Origin of the sequence: Micromonospora sp. NPDC047707, from assembly GCF_040704235.1 — a bacterium.
In the GTDB taxonomy this organism is placed as follows: Bacteria; Actinomycetota; Actinomycetes; order Mycobacteriales; family Micromonosporaceae; genus Micromonospora.
This window is the reverse complement of record NZ_JBEYSU010000002.1, coordinates 101001-127561: the sequence shown is the minus strand read 5'-3', so window position 1 is coordinate 127561 and position 26561 is coordinate 101001. Positions and strand designations below refer to the sequence as shown.

Sequence of the window (26561 nt, the reverse complement as noted above, 5' to 3'; positions counted from 1 at the left end):
CCTCTGTCACGGTTGTTGCCGTTCCGCACGACCGGCGCTTCTCGGTCAACCCCGACGCCGGATGTCATCTTCCCGATCGGGGATCGGTAATGCCTCCCGGCGGCCCCGGGCGTGACGGACCTCATCACGCCACCGGCCCCGGCCGGGGGTGAGAATGAGCGGATGACCTCAGTCGCCGTCGTCACCGGAGCGTCCAGCGGGATCGGTGCGGCAACGGCCCGCCGCCTCGCCGCCGAGGGTTTCCACGTGCTGGCCGCCGCGCGCCGTACCGACCGGCTCGCCGACCTGGTCGCGGAGATCGCGGCCGCCGGGGGCTCGGCCACCGCGGTGGCCTGCGACGTCACCTCCGACGAGTCGGTGGCCGGGCTCGCCGCGGCGGCCGCGGCGGCGCCCGGGCCGGTCACCCTGCTGGTGAACAACGCCGGCGGTGCGCGCGGCCTGGACCCGGTGGCGAGCGGCTCGGTCGGTGACTGGCAGTGGATGTACGACGTGAACGTGCTGGGCACCCTGCGGGTGACCCAGGCGCTGCTGCCCGCCCTGGAGTCCTCCGGCGCCGGGACGATCGTCGTCGTGTCGTCGACCGCCGGTTTCACCGTGTACGAGGGCGGGGGCGGCTACGCGGCCGCCAAGCACGCGCAGACCGCCGTCGCCGGCACGCTGCGGCTGGAGTTGTGCGGCCGGCCGGTCCGGGTCGTCGAGATCGACCCCGGGATGGTGCGGACGGACGAGTTCTCGCTGGTCCGCTTCGACGGGGACACCGACCGGGCGGCCGCCGTCTACGCCGGGGTGCCCGACCCGCTGGTCGCCGACGACGTGGCCGACTGCATCGCCTGGTGCGCCACCCGCCCGCACCACGTCAACGTGGACCGGCTGGTGGTCCGCCCGCTGGCGCAGGCGGCCCAGCACAAGGTGCACCGGGTGGGTTGATGGCAGGGTCGGCGCGGCGGCCGCAGGGCGTCGTCACCCGGGGGACGACCAACCCCAACCGGCTGCGCCGGGTGGACAACTGGATCGTCGACGCCTGCGGGGGCGCTCTCCGGACCGCCGAGGACCCGCTGGTCGTGGACCTCGGCTACGGCGCCACCCCGGTCACGGCCGTCGAACTGCGGGCCCGGCTGGCCGCCGCGGTCCGCGCCGACGTGCGGGTGGTCGGGCTGGAGATCGATCCGGTACGCGTGGCCGCCGCCCAGCCCGCCGCCGACCCGCCGTGGCTCGCCTTCGCCCGGGGCGGATTCGAGCTGGCCGGGCTCCGTCCCGCCCTGGTCCGCGCGTTCAACGTGCTGCGCCAGTACGACGAGGGCGAGGTCGCCGGCGCCTGGGCGACGATGACCGGGGCGCTCGCCCCGGGTGGCCGGCTGGTCGAGGGGACCTGCGACGAGCTGGGCCGGCTCGGCGCGTGGGTGCTGCTCGACGCGGGCGGCCCGCGTTCGCTGACCCTGGCCGCGAAGCTAGCCACCCTGGAGGGTCCCGCCCAGTTCGCCGAACGCCTGCCGAAGGCGCTGATCCACCGCAACGTGCCCGGCGAACCCGTGCACGCCCTGCTCACGGCCCTGGGGGCCGCCTGGCGGTCGGCGGCCCCGTACGCCCCCTACGGCCCCCGCCAACGCTGGCTCAGGACCGTCACCGCCGTCCGCGAGGCCGGCTGGCCGGTCCTCGACCGGCCAGCCGACTGGCGCCACGGCCGGTTGACTCTGCCCTGGGACGCCGTAGCGCCGCGCTGACGGGTTACAGGGCGCAGTTCACCAGGATGGGTTCCGGGTGCAGGGTCACGCCGAAGCGGGACTCCACGCCGGCGCGGATCTCGCGGGCCAGCGCCACCAGGTCCGCGGTCCGGGCGGTGCCGCTGCGGTGGGTCAGGGCCAGCGTGTGCTTGGTGGAGATGGTGACGGCGCCGTCCGGGCCGGGGTGGCCCTTGCCGTAGCCGGCCTTGTCGATCAGCCACGCCGCGCTGACCTTCACCGTGTCCCCCGCGCCGGGCCAGGACGGTGGTTCCCCGATGTCGGCGGCCCGTTCCCGCAGGCGCTGGTACGCGGCCCGGTCGAGCACAGGGTTGGTGAAGAACGACCCGACCGACCAGGTGTCCGGGTCGGCGGCGTCGAGCACCATGCCCTTGCCGGCCCGCAACCGCAGCACCGTGGCCCGCGCGTCGGCCAGCGGAACGCGGTCACCGACGTCGACGCCGAGCGCCCGGGCCAGTTCGGCGTACCGGACCGGGCCGGACAGCGGCGACCGCGCGAGCCGGAAGTCGACCGACAGCACCACCCACCGGTCGCTGTACTTGAAGATGCTGGACCGGTACATGAAACCGCAGTCGGCGGCGGCGATCCGGTCGGTGGTGCCGGCGACCCGGTCGTAGGCCTGCACGCCGGTGACGGTCTCGGCGACTTCCTGCCCGTACGCGCCGACGTTCTGGATCGGGGTGGCGCCGGTGGAGCCGGGGATCCCGGAGAGGCACTCGAGGCCGGACCAGCCGTTGGCCACCGTGGTGGCGACGAAGTCGTCCCACGGCTCGCCGGCCTCGACGCGTACGGTCACCGTGTCGGCGTCCTCCGCGACGACCTGGACGCCCCGGGAGCGGACCAGCACCACGGTTCCGGGGAAGCCGGCGTCCCCGATCACCACGTTGCTGCCTCCGGCGAGGATCAGGATCTTCTCGTCCCGCTCCCCCGCTTCCCGGACGGCGTGGATGATCTCGTCGGCGGTGGTGGCCGTGACCACGCGGGTGGCCAGGCCGCCCAGGCGCAGTGTCGTGTACGGCGCCAGGTGGAACCCGGCGTCCGGTTCGGCGCCAGTTGTCGGCTGGGTATGGACGTCTGACACGCCCCTCACCCTAGGCTGAGGGGTAGCCGCGGCACCCACTGGTAGCCGGGTCACCCCCGGGAGGATGGCGATGAGCAGACTGCACGGCACGAAGGACTTCTGGATCGGGGCACTCCGGGCGGAGGGCGGGGCGTTCGCCGCGGCGGTCGCGGAGGCGCCGCCCGAGACGCCGGTGCTGTCCTGCCCCGGGTGGACGGTGGCCGACCTGACGCTGCACCTCGCCGGGATCTACCGCTGGGTGCACGGCGTCGCGGGGACGCCCGGCACCACCGCGCCGGCCGATCGTCCCCGGCCGGTCGAGGCGGGGCCGGGCGAGACTCCGCTCCAGCTCTGGCAGCAGGCGTACGACCAGCTCATGGCCCGCTTCGACACGCTGGACCCGGAGGCGCCGGCGTGGAACTGGGCTCCCCAGCCGAAGAAGGCCGGGTTCTGGCCGCGTCGGATGGCGCACGAGACGGCCGTGCACCGCTGGGACGCCCAGCTCGCCATCGCCGCCGGTGAGCCGATCGAGGCGAAGCTCGCGGCCGACGGGGTGAGCGAGGTGCTGGACACGTGGCTGCCCGCCGGGCGGCGCCGGCCGGGCGGGCCCTGGCACGGGGTGGTGCACCTGTCGGCTCCGGACGCGGCGCAGGAGTGGTTCCTGCGGCTGCGCGGCGAGGGCGTCGCCCTGCTGGACACGGCGACCATCTTCGACCACGACGACCACCACGCCCGCGTCCACGTCGTCGGCACGGCGAGCGATCTGCTGCTGGCGTTGTGGGGCCGGGTCAGCTTCGACACCCTGACCGCCACCGGTGACCGGCACCTCCTGGACGGCCTCCGCGTGGGCTGACCCTCCGCCGTCCGGTAGGGCGCGACCTTCTCCGAAAGAGTGGCTGTTCCGCGCGGAACAGCCACTCTTTCGCCGTGTACCGCTTCCTGCGGCGTGGGGCCACGGGGTTGAGAGAGCGCTCTCTTGACAGTGGGCGCAGCGTCGGGCGAGGCTGTGAGAGAGCGCTCTCTCAGTTCCACCGACCACCACCCACCCGACCTGAGAGGGGTCCGAGACATGGGTGCCACCTCGCGCCGCCGCCTCGCGGCGGTCGCCTTTCTCACCGCCACCACCCTGCTCGCCACCACCGCCTGCGGCGGGAACGGCGACGACGCCGGTGACGGCACGGTCACGCTGACCGTCGACGTGTTCGGCCAGTTCGGCTACGACGAGCTGTACAAGGAGTACATGGCCGCCAACCCCGGCGTGAAGATCGTCGAGCGGGGCACCGGCGGCAACCTCGACGAGTACTCGCCGAAGCTCACCCAGTGGCTCGCCGCCGGAAAGGGCGCCGGTGACGTGGTCGCCATCGAGGAGGGCCTGCTCGTCGAGTACAAGGCCAACCCGGGCAACTTCGTCAACCTGCTCGACCACGGCGCGGCCGAACTGAAGGGCAACTTCCTCGACTGGAAGTGGAACGCCGGCCTCACCGCCGACGGCAAGCAGCTCATCGGCCTCGGCACCGACGTCGGCGGCATGGCGATGTGCTACCGCAAGGACCTGTTCGCCAAGGCCGGCCTGCCGACCGAGCGGGACGCCGTGTCGGCGCTCTGGCCGACCTGGCAGGACTACGTCCGCGTCGGCGAGCGGTTCACCGCGGCGAAGACCGGGGCGTCGTTCCTGGACGCCGCCACCAACACGTTCAACACGATCGTGCTCCAGACCGCCGGCAACAGCTCGGGCTACCACTACTACGACACCGGCGACAACCTGGTGGTCGACACCAACCCGGCGGTGAAGCAGGCCTGGGACACCACCATGGACATCATCGACTCCGGCCTGTCCGGCAAGTACGGCGCGTGGTCCGAGGAGTGGGTCTCCGCGTTCAAGCAGGCCAAGTTCGCCACCATCGCCTGCCCGGCCTGGATGACCGGCGTCATCGAGGGCCACGCCGGCCCGGCGGCCAAGGGCAGGTGGGACATCGCCCGCGTCCCCGGTAACGGCGGCAACTGGGGCGGCTCCTACCTCGCCGTACCGAAGCAGAGCAAGCACCGGGACGAGGCGGTCAAGCTGGCCACGTTCCTGACCAGCGCCAAGGGCCAGATCGGCGCGTTCAAGGCCAAGGGACCGCTGCCGTCCTCGCCGCAGGCGCTCGACGACCCGGCCATCGCCGGGGCCACCAACGCGTACTTCTCCGACGCCCCGGTGGGCCAGATCTTCGCCGCCGGCGCCAAGAGCCTGAAGCCGGTCTACATGGGCCCGAAGAACCAGGCCGTCCGCACCGAGGTGGAGAACGCCGTCCGCACCGTTGAGCTGGGCCAGCGCAGCCCGGAACAGGGCTGGACCGACGCGGTGACGAACGCGAAGAAGGCCGCCGCCAAGTAACCGCTCCCCGCTGCCCCACCGGCCCCCGAACCGTCGCGCCGGGCCGGTGGGGAGCGGGCGGCGTGGAAAGGAGTACCCGGGCATGAGCGTTCAGCTTGACGCCCGGCCGCCCGTGGCGGCGGCACCACCCGAGCAGCCCACCCGCTCCTACCGGCTCAGCCGGTTCGACGCGCGGTGGTCGCCCTACCTCTACATCGCCCCGTTCTTCCTGCTCTTCGCGGTCTTCGGGGCGTACCCGCTGGCGTACACGCTCTGGGTCTCCCTGCACGAGTGGGACCTGCTCGGCACCGAGCCGACCTTCGTCGGCGCGGAGAACTACACCCGGCTGCTGGCCGACCCGGACTTCTGGCACGCGGTCGTCAACACGCTGGGCATCTTCGTCATCTCCACCATCCCGCAGCTGCTCGCCGCGCTCTGGCTGGCCAACCTGCTCAACCGGCAGCTCCGCGCCCGGACCGGCTGGCGGATGGCCGTGCTGGTCCCCAACGTCACCTCCACGGCCGCGGTGGCGATCGTCTTCGGGGTGCTGTTCGGCCGCGAGTTCGGCATGGTCAACTGGCTGCTCGACCTGGTCGGCGTCGACGCGATCAACTGGAAGGCCAACCGCGTCGCCTCCTGGGTCGCCATCTCCACGATGGTGGACTGGCGGTGGACCGGCTACAACGCGCTGATCTTCCTCGCCGCCATGCAGGCCATCCCCCGCGACCTGTACGAGTCGGCGGCGATCGACGGGGCGAGCCGGGCCCGACAGTTCTGGTCGATCACCGTCCCGCTGCTCCGCCCGACGATCATCTTCGCGGTCATCATCTCCACCATCGGCGGGCTCCAACTCTTCACCGAGCCCCGCCTCTTCCACGCCGGGACCAACGCGATCCGAGGCGGGCCGTCCCGGGAGTCGCAGACGGTGACGATGTACATGTTCGAGAACGCGTTCGCCCCGTACTACAACTTCGGGTACGGCTCCGCCGTGGCGTGGCTGCTGTTCGCGCTCATCGCCGTCGTGGCGGTGGTGAACGTGCTGATCATCCGCCGGCTCGGCACCGGCGCGGGACCCCGCACGGGCGGCCGGAAGGGAGGCCGGGGATGAGCCGGCTCTGGCGGGCCAGCCCGCTCACGTACGGCGCCCTGGTGGTCGCCGCGTTCTCGTCGATCTTCCCGATCTGGTGGATGTTCGTCGTGGCGAGCCGGTCCAGCGACGCGATGGGCCAACTCCCGCCACCGGTCACCCCCGGCGGCAACCTGGGCGCGAACATCTCCCGGCTGTTCGCCAACACCGACGCGTACTTCCTCACCGGACTGATCAACTCGGCGATCGTGGCGACCACCGTCACCGTGTCGGTGGTCTTCTTCTCCACCCTGGCCGGGTTCGCCTTCGCGAAGCTGCGGTTCCGGGGGCGCAACGCCCTACTCATGGTCATCATCGCGACGATGATGGTGCCCACCCAGCTCGGCGTCATCCCGTTGTACCTGCTGATGACCAAGTTGAACTGGAACGACCGGCTGCCGGCCGTGATCGTCCCCGCGCTGGTCACCGGGTTCGGGGTGTTCATGATGCGCCAGTACGCGGCGCAGGCGGTCAGCACCGAGCTGATCGAGGCCGCCCGGGTCGACGGCTGCGGCACGGCCCGCATCTACTGGAACGTGGTGCTGCCGGCGCTCCGCCCGGCCGCCGCGGTCCTCGGCCTGCTGACGTTCATGACCACCTGGAACGACTTCCTCTGGCCGTACGCGGTGCTCAACGACCCGGAGAACCCGACCGTGCAACTGTCGTTGCGGGCCCTGTCCGACGGGTACTACCAGGACATGTCGCAGGTGTTCACCGGCACGGCCATCGCGACGCTGCCCCTGCTGCTGGCCTTCGTCCTGTTCGGCCGCCAGATCATCGGCGGGATCATGGAAGGTGCGGTCAAGGCGTGAGTGAGCTGCGATTTCCCGAGGGCTTCCGCTGGGGCGCCGCCACCGCGGCGTACCAGATCGAGGGCGCGGTCCGCGACGACGGCCGCGGCCCGTCGATCTGGGACACCTTCAGCCGTACGCCGGGCAAGGTCCACCAGGGCCACACCGGTGACGTCGCCTGCGACCACTACCACCGGTACGCCGACGACGTGGCCCTGATGGCGGAACTCGGGCTGCGGACGTACCGCTTCTCGGTGGCCTGGCCCCGGATCCAGCCCGACGGCACCGGCCCGGTCAACCCGCGCGGCCTGGACTTCTACGACCGGCTGGTGGACGCGCTGCTCGCCCGGGGCATCGACCCGCTGGTCACGCTCTACCACTGGGACCTGCCGCAGGCGCTGGAGGACCGGGGCGGCTGGACCGCGCGGGAAACCGCCGAACACTTCGCCACGTACGCCACCGTCGTGCACGCCCGGCTCGGCGACCGGGTGCGCACCTGGACGACGCTCAACGAGCCGTGGTGCTCGGCCTATCTGGGATACGGCAACGGGGTGCACGCACCCGGGGTGCGGGACGCGGGCGCGGCCTTCACCGCCGTACACCATCTGCTGCTCGGGCACGGCCTCGCGGCCCGGGCCCTGCGGGCGGCGGGCGCGGAGACCGTGGGGATCACGCTGAACACCGGCGACATCCGCCCGGCCGACCCGGACCGCGCGGCGGACGCCGCCGCGGTGCGCCTGGTCGACGGCCTGCAGAACCGGATCTTCCTGGACCCGCTGCTGCGCGCCGCCTACCCGGACGACGTGCTGGACCACGTCGCACGGATCGTCGAGCCGACGTTCCTCCGGGACGGGGACGAGAAACTGATCGCGGCGCCGATCGACCTGCTCGGGGTGAACTACTACTCGCCCACCTACGTCGCCGGGCGGCCGGACGGCGCCGGGAACGAGGCGTACCCGGGCACCGACGGCGCGGTCGAGTTCCTGCCGCCCGCCGGCCCGCTCACCGACATGGGCTGGATGATCGAGCCGGCCGGGCTCACCCGGCTGCTGGAACGCCTCGCCGCCGACTATCCGGGAGTGCCGCTGCTCGTCACCGAGAACGGCGCGGCGTACCCGGACAAGACCGGGAGCGACCCGGCCGGGGAGATCGTCGACACCGACCGGATCGCGTACCTGGACGGGCACCTGCGCGCCGCGCACGAGGCCATCGCCCGGGGGGTGGACCTGCGCGGCTATCTCGTATGGTCGTTGCTGGACAACTTCGAGTGGGCCGAGGGGTACCGGAAGCGGTTCGGGATCGTCCACGTCGACTACCTGACCCAGCGGCGCACACTGAAGGCGAGCGCCCGCTGGTACCAGGAGGTGATCTCCCGGAACGGGCTGTGACGAGCGGGGGTACGGCGATGACGACGGCGCAACGACCGACGCTCGAGGCGGTGGCCCGCCGGGCGGGTGTCTCCCGGGCCACCGTCTCCCGGGTGGTGAACGGCTCCACCACCGTCGCCGAGCCGATCCGCGAGGCCGTACGCCGCGCGGTCGCCGAACTGGGGTACGTGCCGAACCTGGCCGCGCGCAGCCTGGTCACCCAGCGGACCGACTCCATCGCGCTGGTCATGCCCGAGGCGGCGACCCGGGTCTTCTCCGACGACCAGGTCTTCCCCGGCATCATCCGGGGGGCGGCCCAGGAACTGGAGGCGGCCGACAAGCAGCTGGTGCTGATGCTGGCCGGCTCGCCGGCCGGGCACGAGCGGGTGGAGCGGTACACCACCGGCCGGCACGTGGACGGGGTGCTGTTCGCCTCCCTGCACGGTGCCGACCCGCTGCCCGGCCGGCTGGCCCGGCTGGGCATCCCCGTGGTGTGCAGCGGCCGTCCGCTCGGCGACGAGGACGTGCCGTACGTGGACGTCGACCACGTCGGCGGGGTGAGCCGGGCGGTGCGGCACCTGATCGACGGCGGACGGCGGCGGATCGCCACCATCGCCGGCCCGCAGGACATGGTGGCCGGTATCGAGCGGCTCACCGGCTACCGCGAGACGGTGGCCGCCGCCGGCCTACCCGAGATGATCGCCCTCGGTGACTTCACCCGCGAGTCCGGGGCGGCCGCGATGCGGCAGCTCCTCGCCGAGCAGCCGGATGTGGACGCGGTCTTCGCCGCGTCCGACCTGATGGCCCACGCCGCCATGCGGGCGCTGCGCGAGACGGGGCGGCGGGTGCCGGACGACGTCGCGGTGATCGGCTTCGACGACATCGAGACCGCCGCGTACACCGAGCCGCCGCTCACCACCGTCCGTCAGCCGATCCAGGAGATCGGGCGGCAGATGACCCGGCAACTGCTGCGCCTGGCCGCCGGCGACCCGATCGACCCCGCGGTAATCCTCCCCACGGAGCTGATCCTCCGCGAGTCCGCGTGAAAGGAAGGGCCCCTTCTTAACGCCTCCGGTAGAGGAAGGGCCCCCTGTTAACACCTCGAAATTGGGTCGAGCGTCCGCCGGGGCGGGGCTAGCGTCGGGCCGTGCCCCATCTCCTTCACGTTCCCGCGCTCGCCGGTGCCGAGTACGCCTACGTCGCCACGGTCGAGCCGCCGGCGCGTCTCGTCTTCACCGCCGGCGCGTGCCCGCTGGACACCGACGGCCGTGCCGTCGCCCCCGGTGACCACGTCGCCCAGGCGCGGCAGGTGATGGCCAACCTGGAGACCGCGCTCGCCGCGGCCGGCGCCGGCCTCGCCGACGTCGTCAAGACCACGGTGTACGTCGCGTCGGGGCACCGCCCCGACCTGGTGGCGGTCTGGCAGGTCGTCCGGGACGCCTTCGGCGACCACGACCCGCCCAGCACCCTGCTCGGCGTGGCCGTCCTCGGCTACCCGGACCAGCTCGTCGAGGTCGAGGCCGTCGCCGCCGTACCGGCGGAGGGCTGAGTGCGCGTCCGCCCCGCCGTCCCGGACGACGCGCCCGCCGTCGTCGCGCTGCGCACCCACGTCCTGCCGCACCTGGTGCGCGGTGTCCCGTCGACCCGGCAGATGATCGCCCAACCACCGAGAGACCAGCTCTGGACGGCGTTCGTGGCCGAGGTCGACGGCGAGGTCGTCGGCTGGGTGTCGGCGTTCCGCAACGCCGCGTCGACCCGACCGGTCGGCGAGATCTCGCTCCTGCACGTCCACCCCGAGCATCGGGGACGCGGCATCGGCAGCGGGCTTCTGGCCGCAGCGCTGGACCACCTCGCCCCGCTCCGGCTTCCGCGCCTGCGCGGTCGGGCGCTGCCCGAGTCGCTTCCGTACGCGCAGCGACGGGGTTTCACGCCGAGCCGGGAGGAACGCTTCTCCGCGCTGGATCTGGCGTCCCTGCCGCCGCTGCCCGCCACTCCCGCCGGCGTCCGGCTGGTGTCCCTGTCCGAGGTCGACCCGCATCAGGTGTACGAGGTGGAGCTGACCGCGAGCGCCGACGAGCCGAACGACGTCGACTCCGACGCCATGACGTACGAGCACTGGCGGGCCGACGTGTGGGACAACCTGGGGCTGGACCGCGAGGCGAGCACGGGCGCGGAGGTCGACGGCGTGCTGGCCGCGATCAGCCTGGTCAAGCGGGACGGCGCGCGGATGTGGTCGGACTACACCGGCACCGTCCCGGCACACCGGGGACGCGGGCTGGCCAGCGCCGCGAAGATCGCCGCCCTGCACCGGGCCGCGGCGAACGGGGTGACCGTCGCGTACACCGGCAACGACGAGGCGAACGCCCCGATGCTGGCGATCAACGAGCGCCTCGGCTACCGCCCGGTCGCCTCCCAGTGGAGCTGCCTCCGCGAGACGGCCTGATCTACCGAGCGCGGGCCCAGTAGATGAAGCGGTCGGCCAGGTTGTTCGGCAGGGTGCCACCCAATCCGATGAGATGTTCGGCGGCCTCTGCCTTCAGGGTGGCGAGGTAGATCAGCAGGGCGGTGCGATCTCCGGTACTCGCCGAGGAGGCGCAGCTTCGCGGGTGAGCAGGGCCAGGCGATACCGCAGGCGGAACAGCGCCAGGTCGGCGGCGACCGCCTGCCCGGTCGGCAGCCCGCGCCCGTACCGGGTGGCCCGCAGTTGCCGGCACTCGGCCAGGATCGCCGGGCCGCCCCGGCGATGGATCGCACCGTCCACTCCCCCACCGCCCAGCAGCGACGAGTTGGCGGCGTTGACGACGACGTCGACCCGCTGGGCGGTGATATCGCCCTCGACCAGGGTTATCTCCATGTCAGCCCTCCGTCGGCTGGCCGAGCACACGTCGGGCCAGCAGCGTGGCGCCGGCGACGGCGGCCGGCATGAGCAGCACCGCGCCGAGCGGGATCAGGAAGCAGACGAAGACCGCCGTCCCGAAGCCGAGGGCGGTCGGCCGGTCGGTCTTGAGCGCCGCCCGCCGGTCCGGCAGGCGCAGCCCTCGGCGGTAGAACGGCGCGCCGGTCAGCTCCATCGCGAGCAGCCAGCCGCCGACGGCCGCGCCGAGCACCGGCACCACGGTCTGGCCGACCACCGGGATGAAGCCGGCGGCGAACAGGGGTACGCCGAACAGCACCGACAGCCCGACCAGCCGCAGCGAGTCGACGACGCTGCGGCGCAGCGACGACCAGAACGGCACGTCGACGGCGTTCGGCGTGCCGCCGAGGCGCTCCTCCACGCGCTCGGAGATCTTCTCGTAGAACGGGTCGCCGATGACCAGGGTGACGGCGGTGAAGGCGACCACCGCGAGCAGGCCACCCAACCCGAGCAGGGCCACGCCGGCCGCCACCCGGACCAGGCTGCGCCAGGTGGTCGACCAGCCGTCGGCGAACGGCGTGATGAGCGCCGCCAGGTCGTCCACGAAGTACACCAGCGTGGCGAACGCGGTGACGAAGAGCGCCCCGGAGATCAGCGCTGGTACGACGCCGAGCAGCATCAGGCCGGGGCTGCGGACGTACAGGCCGAGCCCGCGCAGGAACAGCCCGACGCCGGCGAGGAACCGACCGGCGGCCCCGGTCACGGGGGCGCCGAGATCACGGGGTGTGCTCACGGTCGCCGAGCCTAGCGCCCGCCGGCGCACGGAAGCCGTCCACCTGTTAACAGGGGTCCCTTCCTCTACCGGAGGCGTTAACAGGGTGCCCTTCCTTACACAATGGGCGGGTGCGGGCGGCGCGGTTGATCTCGTTGGTGTTGCTGCTGCAGTCGCGGGAGACGATGACGGCGGCGGAGCTGGCGCGCGAGCTGGAGGTCTCCGAGCGCACCGTCTACCGCGACGTGCTGGCGTTGTCCGCCGCCGGGGTGCCGGTCTACGCCGACCGGGGTCGCGCCGGCGGCTACCGGCTGCTGGGCGGCTACCGCACCCGGCTGACCGGGCTGACCCGGGACGAGGCGGAGGCGCTCTTCCTGGCCGGGCTGCCGGGACCGGCCGGCGACATGGGGCTGGCCGACGCGGTGGCGTCCGCCGAGCTGAAGGTGCTCGCCGCGCTGCCGCCGAGCCTGCGCGACGCGCCGGTCCGCACCGGGCAGCGGTTCCACCTGGACGTGCCGGGCTGGTTCCGCGAGGCCGGGCCGCCGCCCTGGTTGAGCGAGCTGGCCGGCGCGGTCTGGCGGGACCGGGCGGTCCGGCTGCGCTACCGGCGCGGCGACCGGGAGGTCGAGCGGGAGGCGCACCCGTACGGGCTGGTCCTCAAGAGCGGCGTCTGGTATCTGGTCGGCCGGGTCGGCGACGCGTACCGCACGTACCGGGTGGACCGGGTCACCCACGTCGAGGTGGGCGCGGGGACCTTCGACCGGGACGCCGGCTTCGACCTGGCCGCGTACTGGCGGGAGCAGGCCGAGGCGTTCCTGCGGAGCATGCTCCGGGCCGAGGTGACGATCCGGTTGAGCCCCGCCGGCCTGCGCCGGCTCCGCTTCCTCGCCGACGCTCCCTTCGGGTACGACGAGGCGCTCGCCGCCGCCGGCGAGCCCGACGGGCAGGGGTGGGTGGTGACCCGGCTGCCCGTCGAGTCGCCCCAGGTCGCGTACACCCAGTTGCTCGGGATGGGACCGGAGGTGGAGGTGCTCGATCCGCCCGAGCTGCGGGCGTGGCTGGCCGAGGCCGCCCGGCGCAGCGCGGCGCTCTACGCGGACGAAATCGGCGACGCGGGCGGCCCGGGGTGACGCCGGGCCGCCCGCACGCACCGGTCAGCGGTAGCCGGTCACGTCCGCCGGCCGGTCCTTCTCGACCACCTCGGCGATGTAGCGGTAGGCGTCCGGCCGGCTGCCGTCGACGTCGGTGAACCCGTACACCTGAGCCAGCTCCCCGGCCGAGACGGAGGCCTGGTTCCAGCGGGCCCGGTCCTCGTCGGCGGCCAGCGCGGCGACCGCGCGCCCGACGAAGGCCGGGGTCTCCGAGATGAGGAAGTGCGGGTCCTTGGCGGCGCCGTCCCGCCAGTTCTCCTCGGTGACCTCGAAGTGCTCGAGCATCGCCTCGGACCGGATCCACCCCGGGGTCAGTGCGACGGCCGTGCCGCCGTGCGGCTTCAGCTCGTGCCCCCAGGCGAACGCCAGCCGGGTCACCGAGACCTTGGCCAGGTCGTAGAAGACCGACAGCCGGTACCGGTCCTCGTTGAACGCCTTCGTGCCGTCACCCATCTCGACGACCAGCCCGCCCGGGCGGCGGATCAGCAGCGGGAGCGCGAAGTGGCTGGTGATGATGTGCGTGTCGACGGCGAGCCGCAGGGCCCGGAAGCCGTCGTCGAGCGGCTGCTCCCAGACCGGCTTCTCCCAGCTGATCAGCGGGTCGGCGCCCCAGACGTCGTTGACCAGCACGTCCAGCCGGCCCTGTTCGGCGTCGATCCGCTCGACCAGCGCGCGGACCTCGTCGGGGACCAGGTGGTCCACCCGTACGCCGATGCCGGTGCCGCCGGCCGCGGTCACCAGGTCGGCGGTCTCCTCGATGGTCTCCGGCCGGTCCATCTCCGAGCGGCCGGTGGTGCGGCTGCTGCGGCCGGTGGCGTACACGGTCGCGCCGGCGGCGCCGAGCTGCACGGCGATCTGCCGGCCGGCGCCCCGGGTCGCGCCGGCGACCAGCGCGACCTTCCCTGTCAGCGGTTTCGTCGTCATGCGTCCGACCCTGTCAGGAAAACCTGACATCCGAAGTCCGGTTTCGTGACCGGGTGCCGTGCGGCATGCTCGCCGGATGCACCTGCTGCTCTCCGGGATCGTCGGCTCGGTCGCGTACGGGCTGGCCGGCCCCGGTTCGGACGTCGACCGGATCGGCGTGTTCGCCGCGCCCACCGTCGCGTTCCACGGCCTGCACCCGCCGAAGGAGTCCGTGGTCACCACCGACCCGGACGTCACCCTGCACGAATGCGGGAAGTACGCAAAGTTGGCGCTCAGCGGCAACCCGACCGCCACCGAGCTGATGTGGCTGCCCGACGACTGCTACGAGAAGCGGACGGAGTTCGGCGAGCGGCTCATCGCGATCCGGTCGGCGTTCCTGTCCGCGCCCCGGGTCCGCGACGCCTTCCTCGGGTACGCGTCCCGGCAGTTCCGCAAGCTGGAGTCGCGCGGCGACGGGACGTTCTCGTCCGACGTGCGGCGACGGACCGCGAAGCACGCCCGGCACCTGGCCCGGCTGGTGCACCAGGGCCGGCACCTCTACGCCACCGGGGTACTGGAGATCCGGCTCGCGGATCCCCAGTGGTACCGGGCCTTCGGCGAGCGGGTGGCCGGCGGTGACATCGAGGCGGCCCGGGCGCTGCTGGCGGAGGCGGAGCGCGACTTCGACGGCATCCGGACGCCGCTGCCGGACCGCCCGGACGAGGCTGTCGTCGAGCGGTGGCTGCTCGACGTCCGCGCCGCCCACCTGCCCGCCGAACCGCGCGGCTGACCCGGTCGTGGGGGTGGAACCGCCACCCCCACGACCGGTGGTTCAGACGCCGATCCGGCGCCAGGGGCCCCAGATCGCGAACGTCATGCCCCGGCTCGCCTGGATGTTGACGAACAGGGTGTGCCCGTCCGGGCTGAACGTGGAGCCGGCGAACTCGTCGTTGGACCGGTCTGCGCCGGTGCTGCTGACCAGCCGGTTCAGCGCGATGTCGAACAACTCGCCACGAGGCGTCAGCCCGCGCAGGTAGTTGTCGTTCACGTTGTCCTCGCAGACCACCAGCGTGCCGCGCGGGCTGGTGGTCACGTTGTCCGGGAAGTCCAGCACGTCCGGCCCGGGCGACTCGTACACCAGCCGCAGCACCTGCGACCGGCAGTGGTACGCCCACACCTGGCCGTGCCCGTCGCCGTACCCGTCGGCGATCGGGCCGGTCGAGGTCTCGGCGGGGCCACCGCCCTGGGTGGCGGTGAAGTACACGACGCCGTCGTCGTACGCCGACCCCTCCAGCCGGGAGAAGTAGGCGGCGCCCCGTTCCCAGCCCTGCCGGGAGACGTACGTCAGCGCCTGCTCGTTGGTGGTGGGCGCGACCTCGCCCGGCGTGTACGGGAACCGGGGTGCCGGGTCGTCGACGTCGACCCACTCCACCCGGTACGCGGCGTGCCGCGGCTGCGCCGCGGCGAGGTCCAGGTTGGGTCGACCGCGCACCGCGAGCATCTGGAGGCGGCCACCGTCCATCAGCCGCCCGCACGACCTCGGGTGCCGGGGCGGGGTGTAGCGGTAGAAGCCGGAGGGGAAGCCGAAGTTGTCCTCGGTGAGGTACAGGTGCCCGCCCCGCGGGTCGTACGCCACCGACTCGTGGGCGAACCGGCCGGCGGCGGTGATCGGCTGTCCGTCCGACCGCCCGTCGACGGGTACCTCGTAGATGAAGCCGTGCGGTTGGGTGAGCGGCACGTTGGAGGTGCCGGTGAAGTCCGGGCCGACGTCCGGCCCGTTGACCGTCTCCTCGCAGGTGATCCAACTGCCCCAGGGCATGACGCCGCCGGAGCAGTTCATCATCGTGCCGTTCAGGCTGGTCCAGGAGCGGCGGACCTCGCCGTACCGGGTCACCTCGGTCGTGGTGGTGCCGCCCTGCGCCATCGGGTCGTACGCGGTGGACGCGTCGCCGAAGGCGGGGCCGGGGTTGTTCACCTCGTGGTTGCGGACCAGCCGGACCGTGCCGCCACGGCCGCGGAACGCGCCCATGCCGTCGTGGCGGCCCGGCAGCCGGGTGCCGTCGTCGAGGACCACCGGGAACTCGGTGTCGTGGAACGACCGGTACTGGAAGCCCTGGGGCAGGTGCAGGCGGACCGTGCCGTCGCGCAGGTCCGGCACCGGCCCGAGAACCGGGTCGGGTGCCGGACGCCGGCCGACCGCGCCGGCCTCGCCACGCGCCACGAACCCGAGGAACGGACCGCCGAGGACGGCGCCGCCCGCCGCGGCGGCCGCGCCGCGCAGCAACGTACGCCGGTCAAGATCAGGCATCGGGGGACTCCTTTGTCGCCGGGGCCCCGGCCGGCGAGGCCGGGGACCGATCCTTCGGAGATCCTCGCCACCTGTTCACCTGATGGCAACCTTTCGACAAGATCGCCATTACGCGTACGTCCTCAGTCGACCAGCCGGACGCGGACCCGGCGGTTCGCGCGGCCCTTGCTCTCCACCTTGACCACCTGGACCTTGCCGATCTGCGCGGTCGAGGCCACGTGGGTGCCGCCGTCGGCCTGCACGTCCAGCCCGACGATGTCGACGATCCGCACCTCCTGCTCGTCCGGCGGGATCAGGTTGGACTGGGTGCGGATGATGTCCGGCAGGACGAGGGCCTCGGCCCGGGGCAGCACCCGGACGGCCACCGCCCGGTCCGCGGCGACCTCGGCGTTGACCAGTTCCTCGATGCGGGTCTTGAAGTCCGGCGGCACCTCGGGGAGGTTGAAGTCCATCCGCGCCTCGCCGGGTTCCATGTTGCCGCCGGTGACCAGCGCGCCGAAGTCCCGGAAGACCACCCCGCAGAGCACGTGCAGGCCGGAGTGGGTGCGCATCAGCCGGGTGCGCCGCGCGTCCTCGACCGCGCCGGTGACGGTCGTGCCCGGCGGCGGCAGCGGGTCACCCTCGGCCGGGATCAGGTAGAGGTCGTCGCCCTTGCGGGTGCCGACGATCCGGGTCTGCACGCCCTGCCAGAGCAGGACCCCGTGGTCCGGCGGCTGCCCGCCACCGCCCGGGTAGAAGGCCGAGCGGTCCAGCACGATGCCCTGCTCCGGGTCGGCGAGCAGCACCGTGCACTCCCACTCCCGCAGGGTCGGGTCGGCGAGGTCGAGGCGGTGCGTACGACCGTGATGTGTGACGCCCATGCCATCGCAGGCTACTCGTTGAGGAAGCCCGACACGCGCTCCCGCAGGTCGGCGCGGTCGGTCCAGAGGACACCCGGCCGGTCGTACACGTGCAGGGTGGCCCGGGGAAGCGCCGCCGCGAGCTGCTCGGCGACCTCGACCGGGTGCAGGTCGTCGCCCGCGCACCCGATCACCAGGGCCGGCGCGGTCACCGAGGCCAGCGCCCCGGCGTCCCGCAGCGGCACCGAGTCGGGCAGGCTGGCCAGGCCCGGCGCGAGACCGTCCCGCAGCAGCTGGTCGAGGCGCTGCCGCAGGTACGCCCAGCCGGCGGGCGTGTTCCGCACGGCCGGAGGCAGCTCCACCTGGACGACCTCGGCGAGGATGGCGGCGTCCCCGCTCTCGACCGCGTCGAGCAGCGCGGTGAGCCGCTCCCGGGCCACCTCGCCGCGCGGCCGGTCGAGCACCGCCGGCAGGAAGAAGACCAGCCGCTCGAACCGGTGCGGGCTCTCGATGAGCAGGCGGCTGAGCGCACCGGCGCCCAGACTCGCGCCGAACGCCCGGGTGGCGCCGCCGAGGTCGGCGACCGCGCGCAGGTCGCGGGCGAGGTCGGTGTAGCTCCACGGGCCGGCCGGCGCGTCGGAGCGGCCGTGACCGCGGAACTGGAAGAAGATCTTGCGGCCGGCCACGCCGCTGCCGAACGGCCGGGTGGTCGCGATGCCGTTGCCCAGCCCGTGCGCGAACACCGTGACCGGGTCACCCGCGCCGGTGACCAGCTGTTCCAGGCGTACGCCGTGCGGGGTGGTGACCAGGTCCGTCTCCGGCTCGGGCAGCGCCGGACGGCCGGTGCGGGGAGCTCCCGGGCCGGGGCCCCAGGTGCGGGGACCGCCGTCCGGCGGTGGGGGCCAGCGGAAACCCCTCACCAGGACCCTCGGCCGTCGCTGAGGTCGCGCAGGCCGACCCGAACGTCGAGCAGGTAGATGAGCCCGGCGGCGATGCCGATCAGTCCGAAGAGGCTGATGGGGCCGAAGCCGAGCAGGGTCAGCACGAGGCAGACAGCGAGGATCGCGACCCAGCCACCCTTGGGCAGGGTGCCGATCGTGGTGAACCCGTCGGACCGTTGTGTGATGGCGTGCACCAGGGCTACACCCTGGACGATCAGCGCGAAGACGAGCAGGATCAGCTCGATCACGTCACGGACGGCGAAGGCGAAGATCGGCGTGGCAGTGGCCATGACGGCAAGCTTATGCCGGTGACCCCGGGTACGTCCGACAGGACGTACCCGGGGTCACTTCTCCGGCAGGTCACTCGGCGGCCGGGCGGGTCCGCTTCGTGGCGCGCGGCAGCTTCGCCGACGGGGTGGCCGGCTTGGCGGTGGCCCTGGTGGCCCGCTTCTTCACGGCGGCCGGCTTGGCCTCGGCCACCTCGGCGACCTCGGCCGGGGTCGGCACCTCGGCGGCGGCCGGCGCGGCGGTCGCGCCCTCGGTGGCGTCGATGTCGGCGTTCACGGTCTCGGCGGCCTCCAGCACGCCGGCGCCGACGACCCGCTCACCACGGGCGACCAGCGCACCGTACGCGGCGAGCGCCCGCTCCTGCGCGGCGTGCGCGCCGGCGACCACGACGGCGGCGTTGCGGACGGCGACCTCGCGCAGCTTGTCCAGGTCGGCCACCTCACGGAGCCGGTTGAGGTCGGCCGCCTCGCGGACGCGCTTGAGGTCGGCGGCCTCGCGGAGCCGGCTGAGGTCCAGGTCGGTGGTGGCCTTCTGGCGCAGGCCCTCGGCGGTCACCGTCGCGGTACGCAGCGTCTCGTCGGCCTTCTGCCGCAGCTCGACGCCGGTGACGACGGCCTTGCCGCCGAGGTCGGCGACGACCCGGGTGCCCAGGCCGCCCACCACGGCGGGAAGCTTGCGCAGCTGCTGGTACGCCAGCTCGCCCGCGCCGGCGGCGGCGTAGAGCGGGGCCGGGATGCGGTTGGTCTTCGGCTGGGTGGTCATGACTTCTCCTCCTCGGCCGCACCGGCGGCCTTCGGGGCCGCCCGGCGGACGGCCTTCTTCGCGGGAGTCGGGGCGGGTGCGGAGCCGGACTCCGTGACGGCGACCGATTCGATGACCGCCTCGGTGGGCGTGCCCTCCGGTGTCGTCGGCCCGGTGGCGGCGGCGTTGGCCAGGTCCGGAGCCGATCCGGGCGGCGTCGCGGGGCCCGCCACCTCCTCGGTGGTGGTCGGTGTCGCGCCGCCGGCGGCCGCGGTCGCCTCGGCGAGCCGCGCGTTCTCCCGGCGGAACGTCTCGTAGATCTGCGTGAGCGACTGCTTCTGCGCCATGGTGAGGTCCGGGTCGACGGCGATCGCCGCCAGGACCCCCTGCCCCTCCTTGTCGTCCAGCAGCCCGGCCCGCAGGTACATCGCCGGCGTCGACACCCGCAACGCGCTGGCGAGCTGCTGGAGCACCTCGGCGCTGGGCTTGCGCAGCCCACGCTCGATCTGACTCAGGTACGGGTTGCTGACCCCCGCCTGCTCGGCGAGCTGCCGGAGCGAGATCTTCGCGTTCCGGCGCAGGTCACGAATGAACCCGCCGACGTCGGGAAGGTCTTTACCAGTAGCCATACCTCGACGCTATCTCCCGGCGCTAGCTCCTGCAAGCGGAACGCTAGCCAGAGTTAGCAGCGTCTCAGCAATCCCCTTGCGCCCCCGCCGTCCGGATCCCTACCGTGCCCGCGATGGCTGAGATCATGGTTAACGGGGCACGACTCGCGTACGACGACGCCGGCGATGGCACGCCCGTCGTCCTGTTGCACGCCGGAATCGCCGACCGCCGGATGTGGCGGGCGCAGGTCGACGCGCTGGCGTCCCGGCATCGGGTGATCGCACTCGACCTGCGCGGTTACGGCGAGTCGGAACTGCCGCCCGCGCCCTTCGCCCACCACGACGACGTCGTGGGGCTGCTGGACGCACTGGGCGTCGAGCGCGCCGCCCTGGTGGGCTGCTCGTTCGGTGGCGCGGTGGCGATCGACACCGCCCTCGCCCACCTGGACCGGGTGACGGCGTTGGCCCTGCTCGGGACGGCGGTCTCCGGCAACGAGTGGTCCGCCGAGGCAGACGACCTGTGGGACATCCTGATCGGCGACCTGGACGACGACGACCTCCCCGCCAACGCCGCCGCCGAGGTGCGGTTCTGGGTGGTCGGCCCCGGCCGCCGCCCGGAGGACGTCGACCCGGACCTGCTCGCCTTCGCACAGGAGATGAACCTGCGGGCGCTCGCCGCCGAGCAGGCGCTCAGCGCGGTGGACGCCGCCGACCTCGACCCGCCCGCCATCGGCCGCCTCGCCGAACTGCGGATGCCCGTCCTGGTCACCGCCGGGGCGGCCGACGTCCCGGACATCAGCCGACTGGCCGACCGGATCGCCGCCGAGGCACCCCGGGCGATCCGCCTACCGGACGTGCCGGACGCCGCCCACCTGCTCCCGCTCGAGCGCCCGACCCCGGTGACGGCCGCCCTGCTCGACTTCCTCCCCTGACCACCCCGGGCCACCCACCACCCGTCGCCATCGCCTGTTGATCATGAAGCTGACGGGTGAGTTGATCGCCAGACCACCCGCCACCTTCATGATCGACGCGGGGGCCGGCGGGGGCGGGGGCGGGGGCGGGGGGGGTTACCAGACGGGGCGGGTGGAGCCGATTGGGAGGCCGCCGCCGAACAGGGGTACCTCGGCGAACTCCTCCAGTACCGGCGCGGCGACCCCGAGCCGGCGCAGCGCGGAGACGAGCACGGGCATCCGGGCGCGGCCGGCACCGTCGTCGATCTTGAGTGCCACCGCCCCGACGCCGGGCACCGCCGCCGCGATGACGCCCTCGGCACCGACCTTGGCGAGCAGCCCCGGCACCCCGCGCATCAGCCGGGTGTCGTCGGCCTGCGTACCGCCCACGATCTCGGGGTGGGTCCGCATCGCATCGGCCACCACGCGGGGCACCGACCCGGGCTCGGCGCAGACCAGCCGGAGGTACGCCGTCGCGAGGCCGGTCAACGACACGGCGAGCACCGGGGCGCCGCACCCGTCCACACCGGTCGCCGCCACCGGCTCGCCGGTGAACTCCTCGACCGCCTCCCGAAGGCGCTGCTGGAGCGGGTGCTCAGGCCGCCAGTAGCCCTCCAGCGGCCACCCCGCGGCCCGGCAGGTCAACAGCATCCCGCTGTGCTTGCCGGAGCAGTTCATCTGCGTACGCGTGGGGCCACCGCCGGCCCGCAGCACGGCGGCACGGGCGTCGTCGCCGACCGGCAGGTCCGGCGGGCAGTGCAGTGCCGACTCGTCGAGCCCGGCCCGCGCCAGCAGCGCGCCGACCCGGGCGAGGTGGAACTCCTCGCCCGCGTGACTGGCCGAGACGAGGGCCAGGTCGGCCGGGTCGGTCAACGGCAGACCGGCGCGGACCATGCCGACCGCCTGCATCGGCTTGTTCGACGAGCGGGGGAACACCGGTGAGGTCACGTCCCCGGCGGCGGCCACCGGCCCCCCGGCGGCGTCCAGCACCACCACCGACCCCCGGTGCACGCCCTCCACGAACCCGGACCGGACCACCTCGGCGAGCGGCACGCCGCCCTCGTACGTCTTTCCCACGACGTGGACGGTACCGCCCGCCGATCACGGTCGCCGGGCGGGTGACCAGGTACGCGACGCGGGGGCGTACAGGGATGCTCGTCCCGCCGCCGCTTACCGGCCGGCCGCGGTCACACCGAGCAGCCCGCGGGCCTCGGCGGTGGTGAGCGGCGGGCGCTGGGCAAGCTGGGCGAAGCCGACCGCGCGCGCGACGAGCTGCATGTTGGACTCCACCGGCTGGCCCTTGGCGTACGTTACCGTGTCCTCCATACCGACCCGCAGGTGCCCGCCGGCCGACAGCGAGGCCAGCAGCACCGGGATCGTGCTGCGACCGATGCCGGTCGCCGAGAACGTCGTCCCCTCCGGCAGGTCGCGCAGCATCTGCTGGGCGGCGACCAGCGTGGCCGTGGTGCCCGGCATGCCACCGGGGACGCCCATGACGAAGTCGACGTGCACGTGCCCGCCGGCCGGCAGGCCGTACTTCCCGAGCAGGCGCTGGAGGGCGGTGAGGTGCCCGAGGTCGAAGATCTCGTACTCGGGGACGATCCGCCGCTCCTGCATCCGGGTGTGCAGTTCGACGATGAACTCCCACCGGTTCAGGAAGACGTCGTCGCCGAAGTTGACCGTGCCCATCGTGCAGGAGGCCATGTCCGGACCGGCGTCGAGGACGGCGAGCCGGTCGGCCTCCGGGTCGGTCACCGCACCCCCGGAGGAGAGCTGCACGACGAGATCGGTGCCGTCCCGCAGAGCCGCCACGGTGTCACGCAGTCGGCCCTGGTCGAGGGTCGGCTTCGCCGCGTCGTCCCGGATGTGGACGTGGATCACGGCGGCGCCGAGCGCCTCGCACTCCTTGGCGGTCAGCAGCAGCTCGTCGAGGGTCACCGGCAGCGCCGGCACCTCCGCCTTGGCCGACTCCGCGCCGGTCGGGGCAACCGTGATCAACGTACCTGTCGTCATGCCCGGATCCTAGACGGCAGCCCCGGCGCCGGTCGACAGGAAGTTTTCCGGCGTAACGAGCGTTAAGAAGGGACCCTTCCTCTACCGGAGGCGTTGAGAAGGGGCCCTTCCTTACATCGGGTCTATCGCGGCGGCGGTTTCGCCGATGAGCAGTCGGGCGTCGTCGGGGACGTTGCGCTTGACCACCGCCAGGGCGACCTGGCCGAGCTCGTGGTGCAGCACGGCGGTGCCGACGAAACCGACCGCCCGGCCGTCGAGGGTCACCGGCGTCCCCGCGGCCGGCGGCCGGTCGGTGGTCACCCCGTCGAGGTGCAGGAGGACGAGCCGGCGTGGCGGCCGGCCCATGTTGTGCACCCGGGCCACCGTCTCCTGCCCCCGGTAGCAGCCCTTCTCCAGGTGCACGGCCGGCGCGACCAGATCCACCTCGGCGGGGATGGTGCGGTGGTCGGTGTCCACGCCCACCCGGGCGCGGCGGGCCGCCACCCGCACCGCCTCGTACGCCCAGAGGCCCGCCACCGGCACCCCCGCGCCGCGCAGCTCGGCCACCACCTGCGCCGCCGCGGCCCGGGGCACCAGCAGGTCGACACCCGACGGCACCCGGCGCGCCCATCCGCCCACGGGCAGCGGGCGGACGTCGTAGAGCACGGTGGGCCGGGGCGGCACCGAGCCGGCGTGGAACTTGGGGCCCGGCACCGCCAGCACGTCGGGCGCGGCGAGGCCGCTCACGCCCAGGGTCGTCAGGGCGGCCGGCGCCTCCGGGCCGACCAGCGAGAGCAGCGCGTGGTCCGGTGTCACGTCCCGCGGGTCGACCTTGCTGAAGAAGCGCATCCGCTCCAGGTACGCGAGCAGCCCGCCGGTGGCTCCGGGCTCGGTGTCCAGCCAGGTGGTGACGCCGTCCTCGGCGACCATCGCGTGCTGCTCCACGTGCCCGTGCGGGGAGAGCACCAGCAACTCGGTGCCCTGCCCGGCGGCCAGTTGCCCGAGGTGCTGGGTGGTGAGCGTGTGCAGCCAGCCGGTCCGCTCCTCACCGGGGACCGCGATCACGCCCCGGTGGGAGCGGTCGACCAGGCCGACGGCGGTCTCCAGCGTGCGCTGCTCGCGCAGCGGGTCGCCGTAGTGTGCGGCCACCCCCCGTACGCCGGCCGCCGCGTGCGCCGGCTCCGGCTGGTCGCGGCTGGCCTCGTCGATGCTCTCGACGGCCACCGCACCCTCGATGTCGATCATTCCCGGTCCCCGTTCCGGCAGCGTCCGCAGACACCGAAGAGCGACACGTGGCCGATGTCCACACAGAACCCCCGCTGCTCGGCAAGCTGGTCGGCCAGCGGGCGCAGCAGGTCCGGATCGATCTCGTCGATCGCGCCGCACTCGCGGCAGACCAGGTGCACGTGCTGGTCCTCACCGGCCGCGTGGTACGTCGGCGAGCCGTGCGAGAGGTGGGTGTGGGTCACCAGGCCGAGCCGTTCCAGCAGCTCCAGCGTGCGGTAGATGGTGGTGATGTTGACCCCCGCGGCCACCTCACGGACGGCCGTGTGGACCTGTTCCGGTGTGGCGTGGCCCAGGTCGAGCACCGCCTGGAGGACGAGCTGACGCTGCGCCGTCAGCCGCAGGCCACGGGCCCGGAGCAGTTCCGCGAGGGAGGTTTCGGACACCGTCCGATCATAGTTCGCCCACGCGCGGAACCCCGGCCACCACCGCACAGGCCCTATGCTCGGCGGTCATGGTGGCGGCGAGAATGGCGGTGCTCGGGCGCGGCCGGGTGCCGGCGGGGGAGCCGGTGCTGCGCGGCGACGACCTCGGCGTCCTGCGCGGCGACGGGCTCTTCGAGACGATGCACCTGCGGTCCGGGCGGCCCTGGCTGCGGGAGGCCCACCTGGAGCGGATGGCCCGGTCGGCGAAGGCGGTGGAGCTGCCCCTGCCCCCGGCCGAGGCGCTGGTCGCCCTGCTCGACGAGGTCGCCGCCGGCTGGCCCGTCGACGTCGAGGGGGCGCTGCGGCTGGTCTGCACCCGGGGGCCGGAGGGCGGCGGGCCGCCCACCGTGTACGCGACGCTGGCGGAGGTGCCGGCGTCGGCGCGGAACGCCCGCCGGGACGCCGTCACCGTGGCGACGCTGCCGCTGGGCGTGCCGGCCCGGGCCCGGGCCGACCTGGACTGGCTGCCCGCCGGGGTCAAGTCGACGTCGTACGCGGTGAGCACCGCCGCCCGCCGCTGGGCCTCCCGGGCGGGCGTCGACGACGTGCTCTGGATCTCCTCCGACGGGTACGCGCTGGAGGGCCCGATCGCGAACGTCGTGTGGCTGGCCGGGGACGTCCTCTGCACGGTGCCGGCCGCCGACACCGGCATCCTTCCGGGCACCACCGCCGCCTGGCTGCTGGCCCACGCCGACGAGGCGGGGCTGGGCGCCGACGAACGGATGGCGACGCCGGCCGACCTGGACGCCGCCGAGGGCGTCTGGTTCACCTCGTCGGTCCGGGGCCTGGTCGAGGTCCGCGCGATCGACGGAGTCGACCGGCCCCGGTCCGCGTACACCAGGCGGTTGCAGGCCCTGGTGGGTTTCCCCGTGCCGCCGGCCTGAGCCGGGGTCCGTGGCCCGGACCCCGGCCGGTGCTCAGCCGCCGACGCGGATCAGCCGGGCGGAGAGGTGCGGGGACAGGCCGTGACCGACGGCGGCCATCTCCTGGGCGTACAGCAGGGCGCCCTCGACGATGCCGAACAGGCGGTGGCCGGCGGTGACCTCCTTGGCGGTGGAGGTGCGGACGACGGCGTCGGTCACGAACTCGATCTGCGTGCCCGTGCGCTTGCCGATGTGCAGCTCCATCACGCCGGTGGGCGTGGTCATCAGCGCTTCCAGCTCGTCGGTCGCCCGGTCATCGGCGAGCACCGGCCGCCACCAGCCGACCTCCCGCCCGCCGGGGCGGTCCGGCCGGCTCTGCTCGTCCAGGAGCCAGGCGCGGGACTCGTAGAACAGGAACGGCCGGCCGTCGTGGCTGATCCGGATCTCCTGCGCGAAGTCGAAGTCCTCGATCGTGGGGTAGCCGCCCCGACCGCGCCCCCGCCACACCCCGACGTACGGCAGCAGGCCGTCCAGCGTCGGGTGCAGCTTCGGACCGACCCGCAGGTCGTGGCTCTCCTCGTAGGGGTACGGGTCGACCGGCGGCGCGTTCAGCCACGGCGGTGGCTGCAGGGGATTCTCGTCGCTCACCGGTTCACTCCGCCCTTCCCGTCGGCGCAGACTTCACCAACGGCCTCTCGATATGCGTACGGCAAGATAGACCAGGCCACCGGCGAGCGCGCCCAGGCCGGCGACCAACAGGCTGACGAACCCAATCTCGGTGACCATCGGCGACCATCCTATGCTGGCGTCATGGCCCGTACCCTCGTCGTCAAGGCCACCGCGGGCGCCGACGCCCCGGAGCGGTGCGCGCAGGCGTTCACGGTCGCCTCCACCGCGGCCGCGGCCGGGGTGGACGTCTCGCTCTGGTTGACCGGTGAGGCGACCTGGTTCGCGCTGCCCGGGCGGGCACAGGAGTTCGAGCTGCCGCACTCGGCGCCGCTGGCGGAGCTGCTGCACGTGATCCTGACCACCGGCCGGGTGACGGCCTGCACCCAGTGTGCGGCGCGGCGCGACATCGGCCCGGGCGACGTGCTGCCGGGCGTCCGGATCGCGGGCGCGGCGGTCTTCGTCGAGGAGACCATGGCCGAGGACGCCCGGGCGCTCGTCTACTAGGGCCGGGCTCCGGGCGACGGATACCTGGCG

General features: G+C 73.4%; 30 protein-coding genes and 2 pseudogenes. 15 read left to right on the top strand and 17 right to left on the bottom strand.

Annotated elements, in window-relative coordinates; genetic code table 11:
- Nucleotides 1-162 precede the first annotated feature (162 nt).
- Together AB0873_RS02815 and AB0873_RS02810 are read left to right on the top strand one after the other, a co-directional pair.
- Nucleotides 163-927 carry an SDR family NAD(P)-dependent oxidoreductase gene (locus AB0873_RS02815; RefSeq protein ID WP_366598156.1) on the top strand — a complete coding sequence of 255 codons (765 nt, stop codon included), beginning with the start codon at nucleotides 163-165 and terminating at the stop codon, nucleotides 925-927.
- A complete protein-coding gene (locus tag AB0873_RS02810; protein ID WP_366598155.1) occupies nucleotides 927-1721 on the top strand; it encodes a class I SAM-dependent methyltransferase in 795 nt (264 codons plus the stop codon). Before AB0873_RS02815 ends, AB0873_RS02810 begins: the two co-directional genes overlap by 1 nt.
- A 4-nt stretch (nucleotides 1722-1725) precedes the next feature.
- On the opposite strand, the gene AB0873_RS02805 is transcribed toward AB0873_RS02810, so the two are convergent.
- The gene (locus AB0873_RS02805) at nucleotides 1726-2820 is read right to left on the bottom strand and encodes a UDP-N-acetylmuramate dehydrogenase (RefSeq protein ID WP_366598154.1); all 1095 of its coding nucleotides are present in this window, start codon (nucleotides 2818-2820) and stop codon (nucleotides 1726-1728) included.
- A 70-nt stretch (nucleotides 2821-2890) separates the two neighbouring features.
- Here AB0873_RS02805 and AB0873_RS02800 point away from each other — a divergent pair, with 70 nt between their 5' ends.
- From AB0873_RS02800 to AB0873_RS02765, 8 genes are all read left to right on the top strand, one after another.
- Nucleotides 2891-3652, top strand: coding sequence for a maleylpyruvate isomerase family mycothiol-dependent enzyme (locus tag AB0873_RS02800; RefSeq protein ID WP_155330093.1), 762 nt, complete (start codon nucleotides 2891-2893; stop codon nucleotides 3650-3652).
- A gap of 216 nt (nucleotides 3653-3868) precedes the next feature.
- Entirely contained in the window at nucleotides 3869-5176 is a 1308-nt protein-coding gene (locus AB0873_RS02795) for an extracellular solute-binding protein (RefSeq protein WP_366598153.1), read from the top strand.
- 82 nt (nucleotides 5177-5258) lie between these two features.
- Entirely contained in the window at nucleotides 5259-6263 is a 1005-nt protein-coding gene (locus AB0873_RS02790; RefSeq protein ID WP_366598152.1) for a sugar ABC transporter permease, read from the top strand.
- Nucleotides 6260-7093 carry a carbohydrate ABC transporter permease gene (locus AB0873_RS02785; RefSeq protein ID WP_366598151.1) on the top strand — a complete coding sequence of 278 codons (834 nt, stop codon included), beginning with the start codon at nucleotides 6260-6262 and terminating at the stop codon, nucleotides 7091-7093. Before AB0873_RS02790 ends, AB0873_RS02785 begins: the two co-directional genes overlap by 4 nt.
- On the top strand, nucleotides 7090-8460 hold the full coding sequence (locus tag AB0873_RS02780; RefSeq protein ID WP_366598150.1) for a GH1 family beta-glucosidase: 1371 nt from the start codon (nucleotides 7090-7092) through the stop codon (nucleotides 8458-8460). Before AB0873_RS02785 ends, AB0873_RS02780 begins: the two co-directional genes overlap by 4 nt.
- 17 nt (nucleotides 8461-8477) lie before the next feature.
- Nucleotides 8478-9485 (top strand): LacI family DNA-binding transcriptional regulator, encoded by a 1008-nt coding sequence (locus AB0873_RS02775; RefSeq protein ID WP_366598149.1) that lies wholly within the window; start codon nucleotides 8478-8480, stop codon nucleotides 9483-9485.
- Nucleotides 9486-9586: 101 nt separating this feature from the next.
- Nucleotides 9587-9988 carry a RidA family protein gene (locus AB0873_RS02770; protein ID WP_366598148.1) on the top strand — a complete coding sequence of 134 codons (402 nt, stop codon included), beginning with the start codon at nucleotides 9587-9589 and terminating at the stop codon, nucleotides 9986-9988.
- Complete coding sequence (locus AB0873_RS02765) at nucleotides 9989-10882, top strand: GNAT family N-acetyltransferase (protein ID WP_366598147.1); 894 nt, start codon at nucleotides 9989-9991, stop codon at nucleotides 10880-10882.
- Nucleotide 10883: 1 nt separating this feature from the next.
- On the opposite strand, the pseudogene AB0873_RS02760 reads toward AB0873_RS02765, so the two are convergent.
- From AB0873_RS02760 to AB0873_RS02750, 3 genes and pseudogenes are all read right to left on the bottom strand, one after another.
- A pseudogene (locus AB0873_RS02760) lies at nucleotides 10884-11064 on the bottom strand (flavin reductase).
- 85 nt (nucleotides 11065-11149) lie between these two features.
- Nucleotides 11150-11293, bottom strand: a pseudogene (locus tag AB0873_RS02755) (macro domain-containing protein); the annotation flags it as partial.
- Nucleotide 11294: 1 nt separating this feature from the next.
- On the bottom strand, nucleotides 11295-12086 hold the full coding sequence (locus AB0873_RS02750) for an EI24 domain-containing protein (RefSeq protein WP_366598146.1): 792 nt from the start codon (nucleotides 12084-12086) through the stop codon (nucleotides 11295-11297).
- A gap of 110 nt (nucleotides 12087-12196) precedes the next feature.
- Here AB0873_RS02750 and AB0873_RS02745 point away from each other — a divergent pair, with 110 nt between their 5' ends.
- Nucleotides 12197-13195 (top strand): YafY family protein, encoded by a 999-nt coding sequence (locus tag AB0873_RS02745; RefSeq protein ID WP_366598145.1) that lies wholly within the window; start codon nucleotides 12197-12199, stop codon nucleotides 13193-13195.
- Between the two features lie 24 nt (nucleotides 13196-13219).
- Here AB0873_RS02745 and AB0873_RS02740 read toward each other — a convergent pair whose 3' ends face one another.
- Entirely contained in the window at nucleotides 13220-14140 is a 921-nt protein-coding gene (locus AB0873_RS02740; protein ID WP_366598144.1) for an SDR family oxidoreductase, read from the bottom strand.
- Nucleotides 14141-14216: 76 nt separating this feature from the next.
- Between AB0873_RS02740 and AB0873_RS02735 the strand changes: the two genes are divergently transcribed.
- Nucleotides 14217-14909 carry a nucleotidyltransferase domain-containing protein gene (locus AB0873_RS02735; protein ID WP_366598143.1) on the top strand — a complete coding sequence of 231 codons (693 nt, stop codon included), beginning with the start codon at nucleotides 14217-14219 and terminating at the stop codon, nucleotides 14907-14909.
- Nucleotides 14910-14951: 42 nt separating this feature from the next.
- On the opposite strand, the gene AB0873_RS02730 is transcribed toward AB0873_RS02735, so the two are convergent.
- The 6 genes from AB0873_RS02730 to AB0873_RS02705 all read right to left on the bottom strand — a co-directional run bounded on the left by AB0873_RS02730 (nucleotide 14952) and on the right by AB0873_RS02705 (nucleotide 19865).
- The gene (locus AB0873_RS02730; protein ID WP_366598142.1) at nucleotides 14952-16427 is read right to left on the bottom strand and encodes an alkaline phosphatase PhoX; all 1476 of its coding nucleotides are present in this window, start codon (nucleotides 16425-16427) and stop codon (nucleotides 14952-14954) included.
- A 122-nt stretch (nucleotides 16428-16549) separates the two neighbouring features.
- Entirely contained in the window at nucleotides 16550-17287 is a 738-nt protein-coding gene (locus AB0873_RS02725; protein ID WP_366598141.1) for an alanyl-tRNA editing protein, read from the bottom strand.
- Nucleotides 17288-17298: 11 nt separating this feature from the next.
- The gene (locus tag AB0873_RS02720) at nucleotides 17299-18186 is read right to left on the bottom strand and encodes an alpha/beta hydrolase (RefSeq protein WP_366598140.1); all 888 of its coding nucleotides are present in this window, start codon (nucleotides 18184-18186) and stop codon (nucleotides 17299-17301) included.
- Nucleotides 18183-18497 carry a DUF2516 family protein gene (locus tag AB0873_RS02715; protein ID WP_366598139.1) on the bottom strand — a complete coding sequence of 105 codons (315 nt, stop codon included), beginning with the start codon at nucleotides 18495-18497 and terminating at the stop codon, nucleotides 18183-18185. The genes AB0873_RS02720 and AB0873_RS02715 overlap by 4 nt, the downstream gene beginning before the upstream one ends.
- Nucleotides 18498-18567: 70 nt before the next feature.
- Nucleotides 18568-19257: a hypothetical protein gene (locus tag AB0873_RS02710; RefSeq protein ID WP_155330073.1), complete on the bottom strand. Its 690-nt coding sequence runs from the start codon at nucleotides 19255-19257 to the stop codon at nucleotides 18568-18570.
- Complete coding sequence (locus AB0873_RS02705; protein ID WP_155330072.1) at nucleotides 19254-19865, bottom strand: helix-turn-helix transcriptional regulator; 612 nt, start codon at nucleotides 19863-19865, stop codon at nucleotides 19254-19256. The genes AB0873_RS02710 and AB0873_RS02705 overlap by 4 nt, the downstream gene beginning before the upstream one ends.
- Nucleotides 19866-19978: 113 nt before the next feature.
- On the opposite strand from AB0873_RS02705, the gene AB0873_RS02700 reads away from it, so the two are divergent.
- A complete protein-coding gene (locus AB0873_RS02700; RefSeq protein ID WP_366598138.1) occupies nucleotides 19979-20776 on the top strand; it encodes an alpha/beta hydrolase in 798 nt (265 codons plus the stop codon).
- A 135-nt stretch (nucleotides 20777-20911) separates the two neighbouring features.
- Here AB0873_RS02700 and AB0873_RS02695 read toward each other — a convergent pair whose 3' ends face one another.
- The 4 genes from AB0873_RS02695 to AB0873_RS02680 all read right to left on the bottom strand — a co-directional run bounded on the left by AB0873_RS02695 (nucleotide 20912) and on the right by AB0873_RS02680 (nucleotide 24456).
- On the bottom strand, nucleotides 20912-21871 hold the full coding sequence (locus tag AB0873_RS02695) for an asparaginase (protein WP_366598137.1): 960 nt from the start codon (nucleotides 21869-21871) through the stop codon (nucleotides 20912-20914).
- A gap of 93 nt (nucleotides 21872-21964) precedes the next feature.
- Nucleotides 21965-22807 carry a 3-keto-5-aminohexanoate cleavage protein gene (locus tag AB0873_RS02690; protein ID WP_366598136.1) on the bottom strand — a complete coding sequence of 281 codons (843 nt, stop codon included), beginning with the start codon at nucleotides 22805-22807 and terminating at the stop codon, nucleotides 21965-21967.
- A 111-nt stretch (nucleotides 22808-22918) separates the two neighbouring features.
- A complete protein-coding gene (locus tag AB0873_RS02685; protein ID WP_366598135.1) occupies nucleotides 22919-24031 on the bottom strand; it encodes a folate-binding protein in 1113 nt (370 codons plus the stop codon).
- Entirely contained in the window at nucleotides 24028-24456 is a 429-nt protein-coding gene (locus AB0873_RS02680) for a Fur family transcriptional regulator (RefSeq protein WP_155330067.1), read from the bottom strand. Before AB0873_RS02680 ends, AB0873_RS02685 begins: the two co-directional genes overlap by 4 nt.
- Before the next feature lie 68 nt (nucleotides 24457-24524).
- Between AB0873_RS02680 and AB0873_RS02675 the strand changes: the two genes are divergently transcribed.
- Entirely contained in the window at nucleotides 24525-25379 is an 855-nt protein-coding gene (locus AB0873_RS02675) for an aminotransferase class IV (RefSeq protein ID WP_366598134.1), read from the top strand.
- 33 nt (nucleotides 25380-25412) lie between these two features.
- Here the strand turns inward: AB0873_RS02675 and AB0873_RS02670 are convergent, their stop codons facing one another.
- Together AB0873_RS02670 and mtfM are read right to left on the bottom strand one after the other, a co-directional pair.
- Nucleotides 25413-26006, bottom strand: a complete 594-nt coding sequence (locus AB0873_RS02670) for an FABP family protein (RefSeq protein WP_366598133.1) — start codon at nucleotides 26004-26006, stop codon at nucleotides 25413-25415.
- A gap of 33 nt (nucleotides 26007-26039) precedes the next feature.
- The gene (mtfM, locus tag AB0873_RS02665) at nucleotides 26040-26144 is read right to left on the bottom strand and encodes a small membrane protein MtfM (RefSeq protein ID WP_267897534.1); all 105 of its coding nucleotides are present in this window, start codon (nucleotides 26142-26144) and stop codon (nucleotides 26040-26042) included.
- Between the two features lie 24 nt (nucleotides 26145-26168).
- On the opposite strand from mtfM, the gene AB0873_RS02660 reads away from it, so the two are divergent.
- The gene (locus AB0873_RS02660) at nucleotides 26169-26531 is read left to right on the top strand and encodes a DsrE family protein (protein WP_167999889.1); all 363 of its coding nucleotides are present in this window, start codon (nucleotides 26169-26171) and stop codon (nucleotides 26529-26531) included.
- Nucleotides 26532-26561: the final 30 nt, after the last annotated feature.

Bases quoted from the DNA above. Each gene is read 5' to 3' on its own strand.
- AB0873_RS02815 (WP_366598156.1), top strand. From the start codon at position 163: ATGACCTCAGTCGCCGTCGTCACCGGAGCGTCCAGCGGGATCGGTGCG.
- AB0873_RS02810 (WP_366598155.1), top strand. From the start codon at position 927: ATGGCAGGGTCGGCGCGGCGGCCGCAGGGCGTCGTCACCCGGGGGACG.
- AB0873_RS02800 (WP_155330093.1), top strand. From the start codon at position 2,891: ATGAGCAGACTGCACGGCACGAAGGACTTCTGGATCGGGGCACTCCGG.
- AB0873_RS02795 (WP_366598153.1), top strand. From the start codon at position 3,869: ATGGGTGCCACCTCGCGCCGCCGCCTCGCGGCGGTCGCCTTTCTCACC.
- AB0873_RS02790 (WP_366598152.1), top strand. From the start codon at position 5,259: ATGAGCGTTCAGCTTGACGCCCGGCCGCCCGTGGCGGCGGCACCACCC.
- AB0873_RS02785 (WP_366598151.1), top strand. From the start codon at position 6,260: ATGAGCCGGCTCTGGCGGGCCAGCCCGCTCACGTACGGCGCCCTGGTG.
- AB0873_RS02775 (WP_366598149.1), top strand. From the start codon at position 8,478: ATGACGACGGCGCAACGACCGACGCTCGAGGCGGTGGCCCGCCGGGCG.
- AB0873_RS02740 (WP_366598144.1), bottom strand. From the start codon at position 14,140: ATGACGACGAAACCGCTGACAGGGAAGGTCGCGCTGGTCGCCGGCGCG.
- AB0873_RS02735 (WP_366598143.1), top strand. From the start codon at position 14,217: ATGCACCTGCTGCTCTCCGGGATCGTCGGCTCGGTCGCGTACGGGCTG.
- AB0873_RS02730 (WP_366598142.1), bottom strand. From the start codon at position 16,427: ATGCCTGATCTTGACCGGCGTACGTTGCTGCGCGGCGCGGCCGCCGCG.
- AB0873_RS02725 (WP_366598141.1), bottom strand. From the start codon at position 17,287: ATGGGCGTCACACATCACGGTCGTACGCACCGCCTCGACCTCGCCGAC.
- AB0873_RS02715 (WP_366598139.1), bottom strand. From the start codon at position 18,497: ATGGCCACTGCCACGCCGATCTTCGCCTTCGCCGTCCGTGACGTGATC.
- AB0873_RS02710 (WP_155330073.1), bottom strand. From the start codon at position 19,257: ATGACCACCCAGCCGAAGACCAACCGCATCCCGGCCCCGCTCTACGCC.
- AB0873_RS02705 (WP_155330072.1), bottom strand. From the start codon at position 19,865: ATGGCTACTGGTAAAGACCTTCCCGACGTCGGCGGGTTCATTCGTGAC.
- AB0873_RS02700 (WP_366598138.1), top strand. From the start codon at position 19,979: ATGGCTGAGATCATGGTTAACGGGGCACGACTCGCGTACGACGACGCC.
- AB0873_RS02690 (WP_366598136.1), bottom strand. From the start codon at position 22,807: ATGACGACAGGTACGTTGATCACGGTTGCCCCGACCGGCGCGGAGTCG.
- AB0873_RS02685 (WP_366598135.1), bottom strand. From the start codon at position 24,031: ATGATCGACATCGAGGGTGCGGTGGCCGTCGAGAGCATCGACGAGGCC.
- AB0873_RS02675 (WP_366598134.1), top strand. From the start codon at position 24,525: ATGGTGGCGGCGAGAATGGCGGTGCTCGGGCGCGGCCGGGTGCCGGCG.
- mtfM (WP_267897534.1), bottom strand. From the start codon at position 26,144: ATGGTCACCGAGATTGGGTTCGTCAGCCTGTTGGTCGCCGGCCTGGGC.
- AB0873_RS02660 (WP_167999889.1), top strand. From the start codon at position 26,169: ATGGCCCGTACCCTCGTCGTCAAGGCCACCGCGGGCGCCGACGCCCCG.